15 protein-coding genes are annotated in these 14,631 nt (G+C 62.9%); 6 read left to right on the forward strand and 9 right to left on the reverse strand.

The genetic code is table 11. The features are described from left to right. The first annotated feature begins 72 nt into the window (after positions 1-72). On the forward strand, positions 73-795 hold the full coding sequence (locus FGL95_RS23545; RefSeq protein ID WP_169591510.1) for an LmeA family phospholipid-binding protein: 723 nt from the start codon (positions 73-75) through the stop codon (positions 793-795). Here the strand turns inward: FGL95_RS23545 and deoC are convergent. After that, complete coding sequence (gene deoC / locus FGL95_RS23550; protein WP_169591513.1) at positions 788-1,453, reverse strand: deoxyribose-phosphate aldolase; 666 nt, start codon at positions 1,451-1,453, stop codon at positions 788-790. The two genes, FGL95_RS23545 and deoC, sit on opposite strands and share 8 nt — an antisense overlap. 69 nt (positions 1,454-1,522) lie before the next feature. Here deoC and purU point away from each other — a divergent pair, with 69 nt between their 5' ends. Next, entirely contained in the window at positions 1,523-2,410 is an 888-nt protein-coding gene (gene purU, locus FGL95_RS23555; protein ID WP_169591516.1) for a formyltetrahydrofolate deformylase, read from the forward strand. A 3-nt stretch (positions 2,411-2,413) separates the two neighbouring features. On the opposite strand, the gene FGL95_RS23560 is transcribed toward purU, so the two are convergent. From FGL95_RS23560 to FGL95_RS23585, 6 genes are all read right to left on the reverse strand, one after another. Further along, positions 2,414-3,460 carry an alpha/beta fold hydrolase gene (locus tag FGL95_RS23560; RefSeq protein ID WP_240963249.1) on the reverse strand — a complete coding sequence of 349 codons (1,047 nt, stop codon included), beginning with the start codon at positions 3,458-3,460 and terminating at the stop codon, positions 2,414-2,416. A gap of 62 nt (positions 3,461-3,522) precedes the next feature. Further along, positions 3,523-4,497, reverse strand: coding sequence for an alpha/beta fold hydrolase (locus FGL95_RS23565; protein WP_338079994.1), 975 nt, complete (start codon positions 4,495-4,497; stop codon positions 3,523-3,525). A gap of 82 nt (positions 4,498-4,579) precedes the next feature. Beyond that, positions 4,580-5,428, reverse strand: a complete 849-nt coding sequence (locus tag FGL95_RS23570) for a MerR family transcriptional regulator (RefSeq protein ID WP_169591518.1) — start codon at positions 5,426-5,428, stop codon at positions 4,580-4,582. 103 nt (positions 5,429-5,531) lie between these two features. Beyond that, positions 5,532-5,831: a DUF2516 family protein gene (locus FGL95_RS23575; RefSeq protein WP_420838079.1), complete on the reverse strand. Its 300-nt coding sequence runs from the start codon at positions 5,829-5,831 to the stop codon at positions 5,532-5,534. A 94-nt stretch (positions 5,832-5,925) separates the two neighbouring features. Then, positions 5,926-6,612: a heparin-binding hemagglutinin gene (locus FGL95_RS23580; RefSeq protein WP_169591521.1), complete on the reverse strand. Its 687-nt coding sequence runs from the start codon at positions 6,610-6,612 to the stop codon at positions 5,926-5,928. Next, the gene (locus FGL95_RS23585) at positions 6,609-7,109 is read right to left on the reverse strand and encodes a helix-turn-helix domain-containing protein (protein WP_169591523.1); all 501 of its coding nucleotides are present in this window, start codon (positions 7,107-7,109) and stop codon (positions 6,609-6,611) included. Before FGL95_RS23585 ends, FGL95_RS23580 begins: the two co-directional genes overlap by 4 nt. A 220-nt stretch (positions 7,110-7,329) precedes the next feature. On the opposite strand from FGL95_RS23585, the gene FGL95_RS23590 reads away from it, so the two are divergent. After that, positions 7,330-8,541, forward strand: a complete 1,212-nt coding sequence (locus FGL95_RS23590; RefSeq protein WP_169591526.1) for a DUF7373 family lipoprotein — start codon at positions 7,330-7,332, stop codon at positions 8,539-8,541. A gap of 4 nt (positions 8,542-8,545) precedes the next feature. On the opposite strand, the gene FGL95_RS23595 is transcribed toward FGL95_RS23590, so the two are convergent. Beyond that, positions 8,546-9,814 (reverse strand): DUF445 domain-containing protein, encoded by a 1,269-nt coding sequence (locus FGL95_RS23595; RefSeq protein ID WP_169592015.1) that lies wholly within the window; start codon positions 9,812-9,814, stop codon positions 8,546-8,548. Between the two features lie 174 nt (positions 9,815-9,988). Here FGL95_RS23595 and FGL95_RS23600 point away from each other — a divergent pair, with 174 nt between their 5' ends. Next, entirely contained in the window at positions 9,989-10,696 is a 708-nt protein-coding gene (locus FGL95_RS23600; RefSeq protein ID WP_169592018.1) for a TetR/AcrR family transcriptional regulator, read from the forward strand. Here FGL95_RS23600 and FGL95_RS23605 read toward each other — a convergent pair whose 3' ends face one another. Beyond that, a complete protein-coding gene (locus FGL95_RS23605) occupies positions 10,697-11,689 on the reverse strand; it encodes an alpha/beta hydrolase (protein WP_169591528.1) in 993 nt (330 codons plus the stop codon). Positions 11,690-11,962: 273 nt separating this feature from the next. Between FGL95_RS23605 and FGL95_RS23610 the strand changes: the two genes are divergently transcribed. Both FGL95_RS23610 and FGL95_RS23615 read left to right on the forward strand, forming a co-directional pair. After that, positions 11,963-13,360: an ABC1 kinase family protein gene (locus FGL95_RS23610; RefSeq protein ID WP_169591531.1), complete on the forward strand. Its 1,398-nt coding sequence runs from the start codon at positions 11,963-11,965 to the stop codon at positions 13,358-13,360. Beyond that, the gene (locus FGL95_RS23615) at positions 13,344-14,594 is read left to right on the forward strand and encodes a saccharopine dehydrogenase family protein (RefSeq protein WP_169591533.1); all 1,251 of its coding nucleotides are present in this window, start codon (positions 13,344-13,346) and stop codon (positions 14,592-14,594) included. The genes FGL95_RS23610 and FGL95_RS23615 overlap by 17 nt, the downstream gene beginning before the upstream one ends. Positions 14,595-14,631: the final 37 nt, after the last annotated feature.

The following is a 14,631-nucleotide window of genomic DNA, read 5'->3' on the forward strand; positions in this document are numbered from 1 at the left end:
CACGATGCTCCATCCGAGGCGAGAAGGGGGATTCTCAGAGCCTCTTTAGAAACGTCGTGGAGAATCGGTCGAATGCGAAACCGCGCAGTGCTGATCTCCTCACTCATCGTGGCCGCCTTGGTCGCCGCCCTCCTCGCCGGCGAGTTCTACGCCAGGCATACCGCGAAGAAATGCATGTCCGAACAGTTCCGCAACGACCTGGGCACCAACGTCGACATCGGGTTCAGCCCGAAGCCGATGTTGCTGCAGCTGCTCGACAGCAAGGTGCCCTACGTGACCGTCGACAGCGACGACACCGCGTTCGGTCCCGCGCAGCAGATGAAAGTGCACGCTAGGGCGAACAACGTCGACATCGAACAGACGAGCCAGTCCAGCGGCACGATCGGCAGTTCGTCAGCTGACATTTCCTGGCCCACCGACGGCATCGCCGCCACCCTGCAAAACGAGGTCGGCGGGCTCGTCAACGGCGTCACCGCCGATGAGTCGGAGGGCACGCTCAATTTCTCGGTCCTCTCCGGCCTCGCGACGGTCAAGGTGAAGCCGCAGATCGTCGGCGACAAAGTCGAGGTCAAGACGGTGGAGGCGAAAGTGATCGGCCTCGGCGTGCCGTCCGATCTCGTCGACGGCATCGTCAACGCGATCTCGAGCGGCCTGCAGCAGTACCCGCTCGGAATGACTCCGAAATCGCTCGAGATAACCGACAAGGGCGTGGAAATGCGTTTGGAGGGTGGTCAGTTCACCCTTCCCCTCCCTGAGCAGGGTCAGAAAGCCAGCGGCTGCGGGATCCTCAGCTAGGCAGCCCGTCGAGCACGGACCGCGACGCCGAGAGCCCGATCCTGGTGGCTCCGGCAGCGATCATGGCGAGCGCGGCATCCGCGGTCCGGATGCCGCCGCTCGCTTTTACTCCGAGCCGACCCCCGACCGTGTCTGCCATCAACCGAACGGCATGCGTCGTGGCGCCACCTGCCGGATGGAACCCGGTCGACGTCTTGACGAAATCGGCGCCTGCGCGTTCTGCCGCGAGACACACCGCCACGATCGCGTCGTCGGTCAGGACCGCCGATTCGATGATCACCTTCAGGACAATGGACGAGTCCAGGGCCGCCCGCACAGTCGCAATCTCGGCATACACCGCCTCGACATCGCCTGCGACCGCCGAGCCGACATCGATGACCATGTCGATTTCCTGTGCTCCGAACTCGGCCGCGCGGTGTGCCTCGTCGGCTTTGACCGCGCGATGATGCTTGCCCGAGGGGAAGCCTGCAACGGCGGCCACCACCAGGCCCGGTGCGTCGACGGGCAGCATCGACGGCGACACGCAGATCGCGTAGACGCCGAGGTCGCGGGCCTCGGCCACGAGCGCGTTCACATCTGCGCTGGTCGCTTCGGGTTTGAGCAGCGTGTGGTCGATCATGGCGGCAACAGAGGCCCTGGTGGGCTCGGGATCGGACATGCCGCTGAGCCTGTCACACTCGCCCGCTGCTGATTCGTCGTGAGCATGTGGGTGGTAAGACTGAACGCCATGAGTGCGCCACCTCCCGATAGCGACCGCCGGTTCGTCCTGACCCTCGGTTGCCCGGATCAGATCGGCATCGTCGCGCGCATCAGTACCTTCATCGCCGAATTGGGTGGGTCGATCGTCGAAGCCGGCTATCACTCCGACCCGGTCACCGGCTGGTTCTTCACCCGCCAAGCGGTGCGCGCATCGTCGATACCACTCGGCGTCGACGAGTTCCGCTCCCGCTTTCGTGATGTCGCAATGCAACTCGGTCCCGAGACCGATTGGGCGCTGAGTGACACAGGGACCTTGAAGCGAATCGTCCTGCTCGTGAGCAAAGAGCCGCACTGCCTGCACGACCTGCTCGGCCGCGCAGCGGGTGGCGAGTTACCTGCGACGATCGAAGCGGTCATCGGCAACCATGCCGACCTCGCCTCTGTTGTCGAAGCGCACGGCGTGAAGTTCCACCACGTGCCGTTTCCACGTGACCCGGACGAACGTGGTCCAGCATTCGGGCGCATCCGCGAACTCGTCGATTCCCATGAGCCCGACGCCGTCGTGTTGGCACGGTTCATGCAGGTGCTACCGCCGGACCTGTGCGCACACTGGAAAGGGCGCGCGCTCAACATCCATCACAGCTTCTTGCCGTCGTTCGTCGGTGCGAAGCCATACCACCAGGCCTTCGCACGTGGTGTGAAGCTGATCGGCGCGACGTGCCATTACGTGACGCCGGAACTCGACGCAGGACCGATTCTCGAGCAGGACGTCATCCGCGTCGACCACGCGGACGAGGTCCGTGATTTCGTTCGGCAGGGCCGCGACATCGAGAAGTTGGTGCTGGCGCGTGGCCTGCGGTGGCACCTCGAGGACCGTGTTCTCGTCCACGGGGGCAAAACCGTCGTATTCAGCTGAGCGTCAGCCCGCGGCGCCGAGCCGGCGAGGACGACGGCGGCGCGAGCGAAGACGCACGATTTCGTCGTTGAAGGCATCGACAGCTTCGATGTTGCCCATGTGCCCAACCCCGGGCAGTACAACCAATTTGTCGAGCATGCCGGTTCGGTCGAGTGCCTCAGCCAGGCGCAACGAGTGCACGGACGGAGTCAGCCGATCCTGCTCGCCCGTGAGCACGACGGTCGGGACCGCCATGGCTTCGACCGCTTCGGTGAGGTCCAGCGTCGCCAGTGCCCAGCCCCACTGACCTCGCGCGCGTGCCTTGCACGACAGCACGATGCGATGGCAGAAATCCACGGCCTCTTTGTCCGCCTGCGGCGCCAGCCCCACATAGTGAAAGGCTCGGCGCGTCACGATGCCTCGTGGGATCGCGACAGGCGCGCCGACCACGTATTTACCGACCGTGCTCTGGATTCGCGGTACGAGGCTGCCGAGCGACAGAATGTTCAATTCCTGCGCGAGTTGACCGCTCGCGGTGTTCGCGAGCAGCAACGACGACGCGAAGCGTCGGACTTGGTCCGGATGGCGGGACGCCCACGCCATGAGCGTGATCCCACCCATGCTGTGGCCGACGAGTACGGCCTTCTTCCGTGACCGCAGCGAAGCGTCGAGCACAGTGGCGAGGTCGTCGCCCAAAACGTCTGCACTGGGCGTGCGTTTGCCGAGGGTGCTGCGGCCGTGACCGCGCTGGTCGTAGGCGATGACGCGATAGCGGCCTGCAAGCGCATTGATCTGTGGGTTCCAGATCTCGATGCGACAGCTCCAGCCGTGACACAGGACGATCGGCTCGGCATCGGCCGGTCCGTACGCTCGAACGTGCAGGGTGGCGCCGTCGTCGGTGACCACAGGAATTATCTCGTAGTCCAGTTCGGAGTCGCGCAACAGCTCGTCGCGCCAGTTGCGCTGGGTCGGACTTCGGCGCGCCATCACCGAACCCACCGTCGTGCGCACCGCGCCAACGGCGCTCGCCCTGATTCCCGCTCTGCCGGACTGCATCCCCTGTGTGTTCAACCAAACACTCCTTTGTGTCTCCGATCACACCGTACACACACCCGGAATCGAGGGTTGCTGAACTAGCCCGCCTCGGCGACCGCGAGGGTGCGGCGGCGAACGCGACGCTTCGAGAGCGTGCGGAGGCGCACGATTTCGTCGTTGAATGCTTGTGGCGCTTCGATATTGCCCATATGACCAGCGCCCGGAAGGACGAGCAACTGCTCGAGAGAACCGGTCTCGGCGAGCTGGCTCGCGAGGCGCTCGGAGTGGACGGGCGGCGTCAAGCGATCCCGCTCACCAGCAATGACCGTGGTCGGAACGGTGATCTTGTCGAGCGCCTTCGCGATGTCGAGGCCGCTGAGCGCGACACCCCACTTGCCACGGGTGCGGCCCTTGCAGGCGGACACGAGGCGCCAGCAGAAATCGACTTCCTCGGCCGTTGCGGTCGGGGACAACCCAACCCAGCGCATCGGGCGGCGAGTGATGAATGCGGTCGGCAACGGCACCTGAGCACCGAGAACGACCTGACCGAGCAGCCCCGGGATCTGCTTGATCGGGCCACGCAGAGGTACCACCGTGGTTTCCGCGATCAGCCGGTCGGCACCGGTATTTGCAAGCACGACGGAGCTGGCGAACTGCTCGACCTGGTGTGGGTATTTGGCAGCCCACGCCATGATGCTCATGCCGCCCATGCTGTGGCCGACGATCACGGCCTTCTTGCGCGGCGACACGGTTGCGGCAAGTACGGCAGCGAGGTCGTCGGCGAGCACATCGGACGTCAGCTTGATCCTGCCGAGGTCACTCGCGCCGTGTCCGCGCTGGTCGTACGCGATGACGCGATACTTCCCGGCGAGCACGTTGATTTGCGGGTTCCAGTAGGCGATCGAACAGGTCCAGCCGTGGCTCAGGACGATCGGCTCGGCGTCCTTCGGCCCGTACGCGTGCACGTTCAAACGCGCACCGTCCGCCGTGCTGACGGTCGTCACGTCAGGCCGCATCGGCGGCGTTCGCAACAGTTCGTTCTTCCAGCGCGCGTTCGGGTCGCGTGTGGTCACCTAACACTCCTTTGTGTTTCAGCTTGTGGCTCGTGCCACACTAGCGTGCTAGCTCCCCGCTTGCCACTGCAAGCACTGCCCCTCATGATTTCGCCTCGCCCTGAGCCGCGACAGCTAGTTGCTCGGCCGCTCGCTCCAACGCTGCAGAGATCGATTCGTCCATCACGTCGACGAGAATCGAGTGGACGACATCGTGCACCAGCGCACGACCTTTGTTGATCAGCTCGGTCAATCCGGCGACCGCTTCTTCGTCGAGATCCGACGCCACGCCGTCTGCTGGGAAGTACCGGTCCGAGACGAGCTTGACGAACCTGTCCGCCACATCGCGCAGGTCTTTTCGCACGACACCGGCGTTGTCGAGAATGTTCGACAGCGGTACGCCAGCGTCGAGCAGGAGTTCGGTCGCTTCGAGCAGGCGCGGATTGGCGACGCGGTATGCCTGACCGTCGCGCTTGAGCAGTCCACTGCGCAGTGCCTTGGCCAGGTTCGCGTCGAATTCCTCGTCGCCGAACAAGCCGCTCAGCTTCGCTGAGGTCAGTTGTTCCCCGGAAGCGATATCCGGGCGTTCGGGAGCCAGCCTGTCCACGTCCAGCACTTCTTCGACACGCATGCCGTACTGGGCAGCGGTCAGCAGTTCGCTGATGGTGGCAAAGGTGTATCCGCGATCGAGCATGCGGTTGATCAGATTCAGCCGGGCGAGGTGCGACTCGTTGTAGAAGCCGGACCGCCCTTCGCGTCGCGGCGGCGGAAGTAAACCGCGGTCTTGGTAGACCCGAACGTTGCGCACACTGACGCCTGCCTCGCGAGCTAGGTCGTCGATGCGGAATTCACGAGCGGGAGCGGGTTCGCCTTCGGCCTCACGGACGGGCTCGAGAATTGCCGCAATCCCCCGGAGCACACGTGCTGACTCCGACGTGAGGAAGTTGGCCATCAGCGAGCTGCTCCTTTGCAGAGGCGACCTCGTCGGCAGCCATTTCTACAACGGTAACATTGTCACAATGCTCATTGTCAAGGTTTGCGAAACCTTGGTGCGTCTACCAGCGAGGACCGCGCTGGATGTCGTCGACCCGCGGGCGAACGTCGACCAGATAGACGCAGACCGCGACGACGGCGATGATCCCGAGGAACGAAACCGGGTGCACCAGTAAGACGACTAGTAAGGACGCCGCGAGAATGCCGAGCCATACCGGCTTGGTCAGTTTGTCCACGGCTGGGTAGGCGTCGGTGCGCTGCCTGACTGCGTGCACCAGCGCGAAAATCGCCGCGCCGATCGCCAGCAACTGCAACGTCAACATGATCCAGCCGGTCAAGCCGGCAACCGCAGAGAACACCACGACGTCCATCATAGAAGAAGCCGCCCTCGCGCACGTTGTGCGTGAGAGCGGCTGTTCTACGACTGCGTCGAACCGTGCCCAGGTGGGCGAGGTATTAGCTGGTCGACTTCTTGGCCGGAGCCTTCTTGGCCGGAGCCTTGGCCGGGGCCTTCTTGGCGGGAGCCTTGGCCGGGGCAGCCTTCTTGGCCGGAGCCTTCTTGGCGACGGCCTTCTTGACGGCGGCAGCGGCCTCTTCGACCTTCTCGACTGCGTCGTCGGCTGCATCTTCCGCGCGACCGGTCACCTTGTTGGCGAGCTTGGTCGCCTGCTCACGGACGTCCTTGGTGCGCGCAAGCGCATCGTCGACGAGACCTTCGACGCGACCGATGCGCTCTTCGACGACCGGACGGGTGCGGAGACGCTCGACGGTCTCTTCGCCACGCTCGGCAAGATCGGCGTACAGGTCGAGGGCAACCTTGAGGTAGCGCTCAGCAACCGCGCGCAATTCCTCGACGGTGAACTTCTCGCGCAGCTCGGCGAGCTCTTCGGGCAGCTCGGACGGCAGGCCGGCCAGACGCTCGCGCAGGCTCTCGATCTGCTCCTGCAGGTCTGCGGGGAGTGCGGCGAAACGCTCACGAGCTTCTTCGACCCGACCGGAAACGTCGGTGCTGGTGTTCTCGGCACGCTCGCGAGCCTTGGCTACGACGTCTGCAAATGCCTGAACAACCGCGTCGCCTGCGCCAACGGTGGCGTACAGCGGCTTCTTGACGGTTTCGAGACCCTTTTCAGTGGACTCACTCATTTTCCGCTCTCCTCTTCTAGGGAATGGGGGGTTTCGGCTGACAACTCGGGCACATCGGTCGGCGCGAGTTCTTCTTGCGTCGAATCGTTCTCGCGACAAAACGATTCGTAGATTTCCAGAAGCACTTGCTTCTGTCGCTCTGTGATAGCGACATCGGCGAGTAGCGCATCCCGGACTGGGCTGTACGGACGTTGCTCGAGATAACCAGCACGTACGTACAACGCCTCCGAAGACACCCGGAGACCTTTCGCAATCTGCCCGAGAACCTCGGCAGATGGATTTCGCAATCCACGCTCTATCTGGCTGAGATAGGGATTACTGACACCAGCCAGCAGAGCCAACTGTCGCAAGGACACGTGAGCTGCTTCACGCTGAGCCCGGATGAAGCTGCCGATATCTTGCGCGGCATCTTTGACCTTGACTACGCGTGCAGCCAACTCACCGGTGCCGGCCGAGTCTGGTACTTCCGCGTCGGAAGCCTCGGGCGTCTGTGGCATTCTCTGCACTCTCCTGGTTGGTGTTCCGAAATCAACATTAAGTGAGAGTGCTAGCTCTTGCAAGCGCTTGAGCTAGCAACATGCGAGGCGTGGATCACAGTTTTGCGATTGCGCACCCCGTCGCACATCCGCAATGTTTGTTCTTGCGTACCACATTCAATGGCGTGTATTCCTATCACCAATGCGGCCGAAAATGCGCTGCAGGTCGAAAGGGGGGCTCGTGCAATCAGTTACGAAGAGCGGTAGGCGCGCAACGGCGCTGGGGGTAATCGTGGCGTCGGCAGCATTCGCAATCAGCTGTTCCTCGGTCCAAGGGTTCCCCAAAGCGTCCGAACTCGACGTTCGCACGCTCGATGTCGGGGCGTACTCCGCCTCGCCGCCGACAGTCGCCGATCCGAAGACGAAAAATCAGGGCATCGTCATGGAAGGAATGCGCATCGGCGATGTCGTCGCCGACCCCTACGAAGTCGATCCCACGCTCAAAACCGGCTGGAGCTCGACCGTGATCACGGACGTAGTCGTGGCGACCAGGGCGTTGTTCGCCGATGTCGCCGGTCCGGTACTGACCAGGTACGGCATGATCACGGGATTCAGCACCACCGCAGGCGACGCACCCGCGCCCGCGAAAGATTCGAAAGCACCCCACCCGGCGAGTCTGACGGTCACGGTTCTGCGCTTCCCTGACGAGAGCTCGGCACGAGACGCGGCCCGTGAAATCGACGGCACCGATTTCCGCGCAAACAAAGACAACGTCGCCGTCAAAATTCCGGGGCACCCGGATTCGAATTCGCATTGGCGGCCGAATATAGCCTCGCTTGCTGCCACTACGGCGCACGGACAATACGTCGTCGACCTCTTCGCTTTTACCAAAAGTCCGGACCTGACCGCTCTCACGGCGGTCATTTCGAAGGCACTCGATCTCCAAATGCCGCTTTTGGACAAATTCGTTCCGACGCCGCAAGACAAGCTTTCCGATCTGCCGACGAATCCAGATTCGATTCTCAGCCGTACGCTGCCGGCCAAACCCGAAGATATAAAGGTGGACGGCGTCGACACCGCTACCTACGACTCGCGCGGGTATTTGCATCTCGGCAACGATCACGAGGAACGAACTCAGCTGATCGAGAAGGCAGGCATCGAACGGATCGCATTCACCGAAGCCTCCTACGTAATTCGCGCACGAGACTCCCAAGGCGCGGCCGCGGTGCAGGCGTCATACACCGAGAGCGACGACCGGACTGCGGTCGATGGCCCCGAAGGCGTGCCCACCGCGCGATGCATCGAGATCAAGGATCCAGCGCCGGATACGTCGCGCTACTACTGCTACATCGCCTATCGCCAGTACGTGGGGATCGTGAACGGCAACGATCTGAGCGATCTGCAGCGCAAAGCGGCTGCGCAGTACGCCGTCCTGGCCAACAACGAGATCTGAGCGGCTAGCTACCGAACATGAAGTGCGAAATGGTGTAGATCGACAGGCCTGCGAGCGAGCCGACGACCGTGCCGTTGATCCGGATGAATTGCAGATCGCGCCCGACCTGCAATTCGATCTTCTTGCTCGCCTCTTCGGCATCCCAGCGCTCGACCGTGTCGGTGATGATCGTGGTGATTTCGTTCGCGTAGTTGGCGGCGATGTAGCGCGCGCCCGCAAGCAACCACTTGTCGACCTTGCCCCGCATCTCTGCGTCGTCGCGCAGTCGCTCACCGAGCTGCTGGACGTTGTCGCGAACCTTGTTTCGCAGGGTGCTGTTCGGATCGTCGACGGATTCGAGGATGAGCCGCTTCGCGACCCGCCAGGTCGCCGCAGCCAGACCCGTAATTTCTTCGCGGCCCATGATCTCGGCTTTGATCGATTCGGCCTTGACGATCGTCGCCTCGTCGAACTGTAGGTCGCGCGCAAATTCGGTGAGGAAGTTGTTCGCCGCCAACCGCACCTCGTGATCCGGGCGCGTACGGACCTTCCACGTGAACTCGACCAGCTCGCGGTAGATCTTCTCCGACAGGAGGATGTCGACGAACTTAGGCGACCACTGCGGTGAATCGCGCAACACGATCCGGTCGATGGTTTCCTGGCTGCCCAACGCCCACTGATGGGCCCGTTCGGCAAGCATGTCGAGCAACGGGACCTGCCGATTCTCCTTCAGCAGCTCATCGAGGACCTTGCCGATCGGCGGACCCCATTTCGGCTCGGCGATCTTGCGCACGATCGTGTGATCGATGATTTGCTCGACGTCCTCGTCCCGCAACACGCCGACGATCGCGCGAAGGATCGTCGACGTTTCGGCGGCGACACGGTCCGCGTTCTGGGGCACAGCCATCCAGGTGCCGATTCGCAGCGGGACCTGCGCGGACGCGACCTTCGCCGACACGACATCGGGGGCGAGAAAGTTCTGGCCGACGAAGTTGCTCAAGCTCTCGCCGAGTTGGTCCTTCTTCTTCTTGATGATCGCGGTATGGGGAATCGGCAAGCCCAACGGATGCCGGAAGAGTGCAGTGACGGCGAACCAGTCCGCCAACGCACCGACCATTCCCGCCTCCGACGCCGCGCGCACATAGCCGACCCAGCTGCCTGCGCCGCGAGATTCCTGCCAGCGGCAGAACAGGTAGACGACGCTCGCGAATACGAGAAACCCGGTGGCGACGGCTTTCATCCTGAACAGATCGCGTCGCTTTTCCTCGTCGGCGAAGCCACCTCCTGGCTGCATTGCGGGCGCAGCCGCCGCTGTCGGGCTTTGCTTCGGCTCGTCGTCGAGCTCAGTTACGGACACCTGCCCATTGTGCCCAATTTGGACAAGGAGACCCACGTACCGACCGAAACACGTTCCCATTCGGCCTAAGCTGTCCTGAACAAGTGCAACACCGTTCTCTGGAGGCTCCCCCTGACTGCCGAAAGCAGCGTCACGCCACGCGCGAAGGTTTCCAAAACCGACGGGCGCAAAAGACGCTGGCGCGAGCACAAGGTCGCTCGTCGCGAGGAACTCGTCGACGGGACACTGGATGCGATCCGCGTGCACGGCAGCAACGTCGGTATGGATCAGATTGCCGCCGAAATCGGTGTCTCGAAAACAGTGTTGTACCGCTACTTCACCGACAAGAACGATTTGACGAATGCTGCGATGGAGCGTTTCGTCCAAACGATTCTCGCGCCGCGAATCTACGAAGCGATCGGTCGGGAGCTGGACGAATACGGTCTTGCTCGCGCTGCAATTTCGGCATACGTCGAGACGATCGCATCCGACACGGCGATCTACCTATACGTGATGTCGAACGGCGCAGGTACCGATCGCGATGCAGTCGCCGATTCCGAAAAGATGATCGCCGAACTCGTGCACGTGGTGATCACGCAGCGTCTGGCCGCCCGCGGGCACGACACCGAAGGCGCATCGCCATGGTCGTACGGCATCGTCGGCGCGATCCAGCTCGCCGTCCACTCGTGGATCTCCAACCCGGTGATGCCGAGCGAACAACTCATCGACTACCTCACGATGATGATCTGGAGTGCCATCGAGGGAATCGCGCGATCCGGCGGCTCCCGTGAGGTGTTCAACGCGCAGGACCACCCACTGCCGCCACCACCGAGCGCGTAGTCAGCCGACGTTGGCACGAACGAACGCGCCGATGTTGTCGATAGCCTTCCGTCCCTCGGGAATCAGGTCCGCCGCAGCCTGGAACACGTGGAACTGACCTTCGAAAAGTTGGAGTTCGCACGGCACACCCTCTTCGGCGATCTTGGCCGCGATCAGTTCGGCGTCCACCGACAGCAATTCCGACGCGCCAGCCTGAATCAGGACCGGAGGCAGTCCGGACACGTCGAGGTAAAGCGGCGAGTGGACGCGGCCGTACTCGTCCGGGTGCCCGTTCGACCGTTCGAACTCCGTCATCCTCGCGATGAGCGAGACGAGGCCGATCGCAGGGAACAACGGATCGACCATGTCGCCGAGCCATTCGAGCTTTCGGCTTGGATCGGTGTCGATGAACGGCGACTGACAGACCACCGCGGCCGGCTTGCCGAAGCCGCGCTCGACCACGGCTAGTGCCGTCATCAGCGCAAAGTACCCGCCAGCGGAATCACCCGCGACGACGATCTGGTCGGGTGTGTAGCCCTGCTGCAGCAACCACCGATAACCGTCGACGCAGTCGTCGAGCGAAGTGGACACCGGGTGGCCGGGCAACATGCGGTAATCGACGACCAGGGCGGGTGCGCGACACGCTCTCGAAATGTCGGACACGAACCGTCGGTGGGTATTGGGTCCGCAGCAGATGAACGCGCCGCCGTGCAGGTAGAGCAGGACGCGATCACTGTGCGCCCCTGGACCGCGGATGAATTCACCATCGCAATACGGCAGCCGGACCTTGTCGACGAGCGTGCCGGGCAGCGGCCAGAGCGCCTTCGCCGCCCAATCGATAACTCCGTACGGCCATGGGAGATTCGGGGCGTAGCCCCATGCCTGGATAACCGGCCGAACCGTCACTTGCAGGACAGTTCGCAGAGCGCGGCTCCGTCTGCTCGGACCTGAATAGACGCGGATCATCGGAGCTGAAGCATCGGCGCCGCCGCGCGTAGGTCTGGCTAGCGTCATTGCGAACTCCATTGTTCGGGCGGCGACGATGCGAACGTATCGAAGCACCGATTTGGTCGGATGTCCAGCGTCACCCCGGTTCCTTACCAACTGTCCTATCAGATAGCCGAGCAGCCTCCCAGCAAACGCGCCTATAAGGTCGGTGACGGAACCGGCCGCACCCTTCGTAGCGCCCGGGGCAGGTGTGGTCCAGAATGAACACGTCTCGCTTTGACAGGTGTGCCCATCTTGTAAACCTGCGCATGCGATGACCGGATTTGGAGGAATCCACAGATGGCCAAAGGAGTCCCGACGTCGCGGCTCAGCAGAGGCTCGAAGCTTGGCGCCGCCGTGGCCGGACAGATCGTCCGCCACCAGCGCACCCGCGTATCGATGCTCGGCCGGTCCGAGCAAGCGCGGGCACGCATGGCCGAGGAATCGACGATCCAGGCGGCAGAACAGGTGGTCACGGTCCTTGGCGGCATGAAGGGCGTCGCCATGAAGCTCGGCCAGATGTTGTCCATCCTCGACCTCGACCTCGTGCCACCCGACCATCGAGAGTCGTTCCAGCGCAAGCTCGCTGTGCTGCGCGACAGTGCGCCCAAGACGTCCTTCACAGCGATGCGCACCGTCATCGAGGAAGATCTCGGCAAGCCGCTCGACGAACTCTTCGCCGAATTCGACACCGAAGCCATCGCAGCTGCGTCGATCGGCCAGGTCTATCGAGCGACGCTCCACGACGGTCGCAAGGTCGCCGTCAAAGTCCAGTACCCAGGCATTGCGGCAGCAGTCGAAGCGGACCTGAAGAACCTCACCATGTTTGCGAAGTTCTGGCGGGTGGCAATGCCGTGGGTGACGCCGGCGTTACTGGAAGAATTGCAGCTCAATCTGGGTAGCGAACTCGACTACGTGCGCGAAGCCGAAACGCAGCGGCACATCGCCGCACTCTTCGCCGGGCATCCGTTCTTCGCAGTTCCGGACAGCATTCCCGAGCTGTGCAGCCGTCGAGTGCTGGTCACAGAGTTCATCGAAGCGACCAGCTTCGAAGACATTCGCGCCATGCCGCAAGCAGAGCGCAACCGCGTCGCCGAGATCATCTACCGTTTCTACGTCGGTTCGCTGTACACCTACAACGAGTTCTGCGGCGATCCCCACCCCGGCAATGTGATGCTCTGTCCGGACGGCCGGGTCGCGTTCGTCGACTTCGGCTTGTTCAATCGGATGGACCCGGCGCACGTCGAGTTCGAACTCGCGTGCCTGCGCGCGGCAGCCGAGGAACGTGGCGAGGATCTGTACGAGTTGATGGTCGACCACAACGTGATCGACCCAACGGACGGCGTGTCCGTCAGCGAGTGCCTGGACTACGTGTACGCAGCTTCGGAATGGTGCCTCGTCGACCAAGAACTGGCGATCACTCCGGAATTGGCAAGCGGGGCATTCCTTCTCGCGATCGATCCGCGGGCCACCGAGTTCGCCGCGATGAAGCGGCAGAACTTGCCACCGGAGCATTTGTTCTCCCGCCGCGCCGACTTTCTGACGTTCGGTATCGTCGGGCAACTGGCAGCGACCGCGAACTGGCACCGCATCGCGCGAGAGTGGATCTACGGCGAACCCCCGGTAACCGAACTCGGCAGAACCAACCAGCAATGGATTGCCGACAAAGAGCGGAGTAACAATGGCAAGCAAGCGTGAATTCGATCTGGTTCTTTACGGCGCAACAGGTTTCGTAGGCAAGTTGACTGCCCTGTATCTCGCGAAGGCAGCGCCGCCGAAGGCGCGCATCGCGCTCGCAGGCCGCTCGTTGCCGAAGCTGAAGGCAGTGCGCGACGAAATCGGCGGTGTCGCTGCCAATTGGTCCGTCGTGGTCGCAGACGCAAGCGACCAGAACGACCTCGACGCCCTCGCGAAGCGGACCAAGGTCGTCGTGACGACCGTCGGTCCGTACCTTCGCTACGGCCTCCCACTCGTACAGGCCTGTGCGCAGGCAGGCACGCACTACGCGGACCTCACCGGCGAGCCACCGTTCATTCGCGAGGCCATCGACCACTACGACACGGTCGCCGCAGGGTCCGGCGCGAAGATCGTGAACTCGTGCGGCTTCGATTCCGTCCCTTCGGATTTGAGCGCCTACCTGATCTACGAGAAGTCGCTGGAAGACAATACCGGCGAACTCGAGGACACCACACTCGTCGCGAAGATCAAGGGCGGAATGAGCGGCGGCACGATCGATTCCGGACGCGCGATGATGGAAGCAGCCGCGGAGAACCCCGCTGCGCAGCGCACGATCGCCGATCCCTATTCGCTGAGCCCGGACCGCTCGCTCGAGCCGAAGGGCAGGCAATCCGACATTGCACTGCGGCGGGCAAGTTCGATCGACCCGAGCCTCGACGGCTGGGTGACGACATTCGTGATGGCCGCACACAACGGCAAGATCGTCCGTCGCAGCAACGCGCTGCTTGGCTGGGCCTACGGCAAGAACTTCCGCTACAACGAAGTGATGAGCACCGGAAGCTCCATTGCGGCACCGGTGATCGCTGCGGGTGTCACGGGCGGATTGGTGGCCGGAATGGCGACTGGAGCATTGTTGTCACGGGTCAGCTTGGGTCGCAAGGTGCTCGACAAGGTCCTGCCGAAACCCGGCACAGGACCGAGCGAGGAAACCCGCGACAACGGCTTCTTCACCATGAAGACGTTCTCCCGGACCTCTTCCGGCGCAAAGTATCTCGCCACGTTCTCCGCTCAGGGCGACCCTGGCTACAAAGCGACGGCAGTATTGCTCGGCGAGTCCGGCCTGTGCCTCGCGTTCGACGACAAGCAACTCCCGGAACTGTCGGGAATCCTGACCCCCGCGACAGCGATGGGAGAGCCCCTCGCGGACCGACTGAGGGCAGCAGGCATGACCATCACGGTCGAGAGGCTCACCTGACATGTCATACCGCCAGTAGCTAGTACTGGCAGTATGC

Origin of the sequence: Antrihabitans stalactiti (genome assembly GCF_012932915.1) — a bacterium.
Taxonomy (GTDB): Bacteria; Actinomycetota; Actinomycetes; order Mycobacteriales; family Mycobacteriaceae; genus Antrihabitans; species Antrihabitans stalactiti.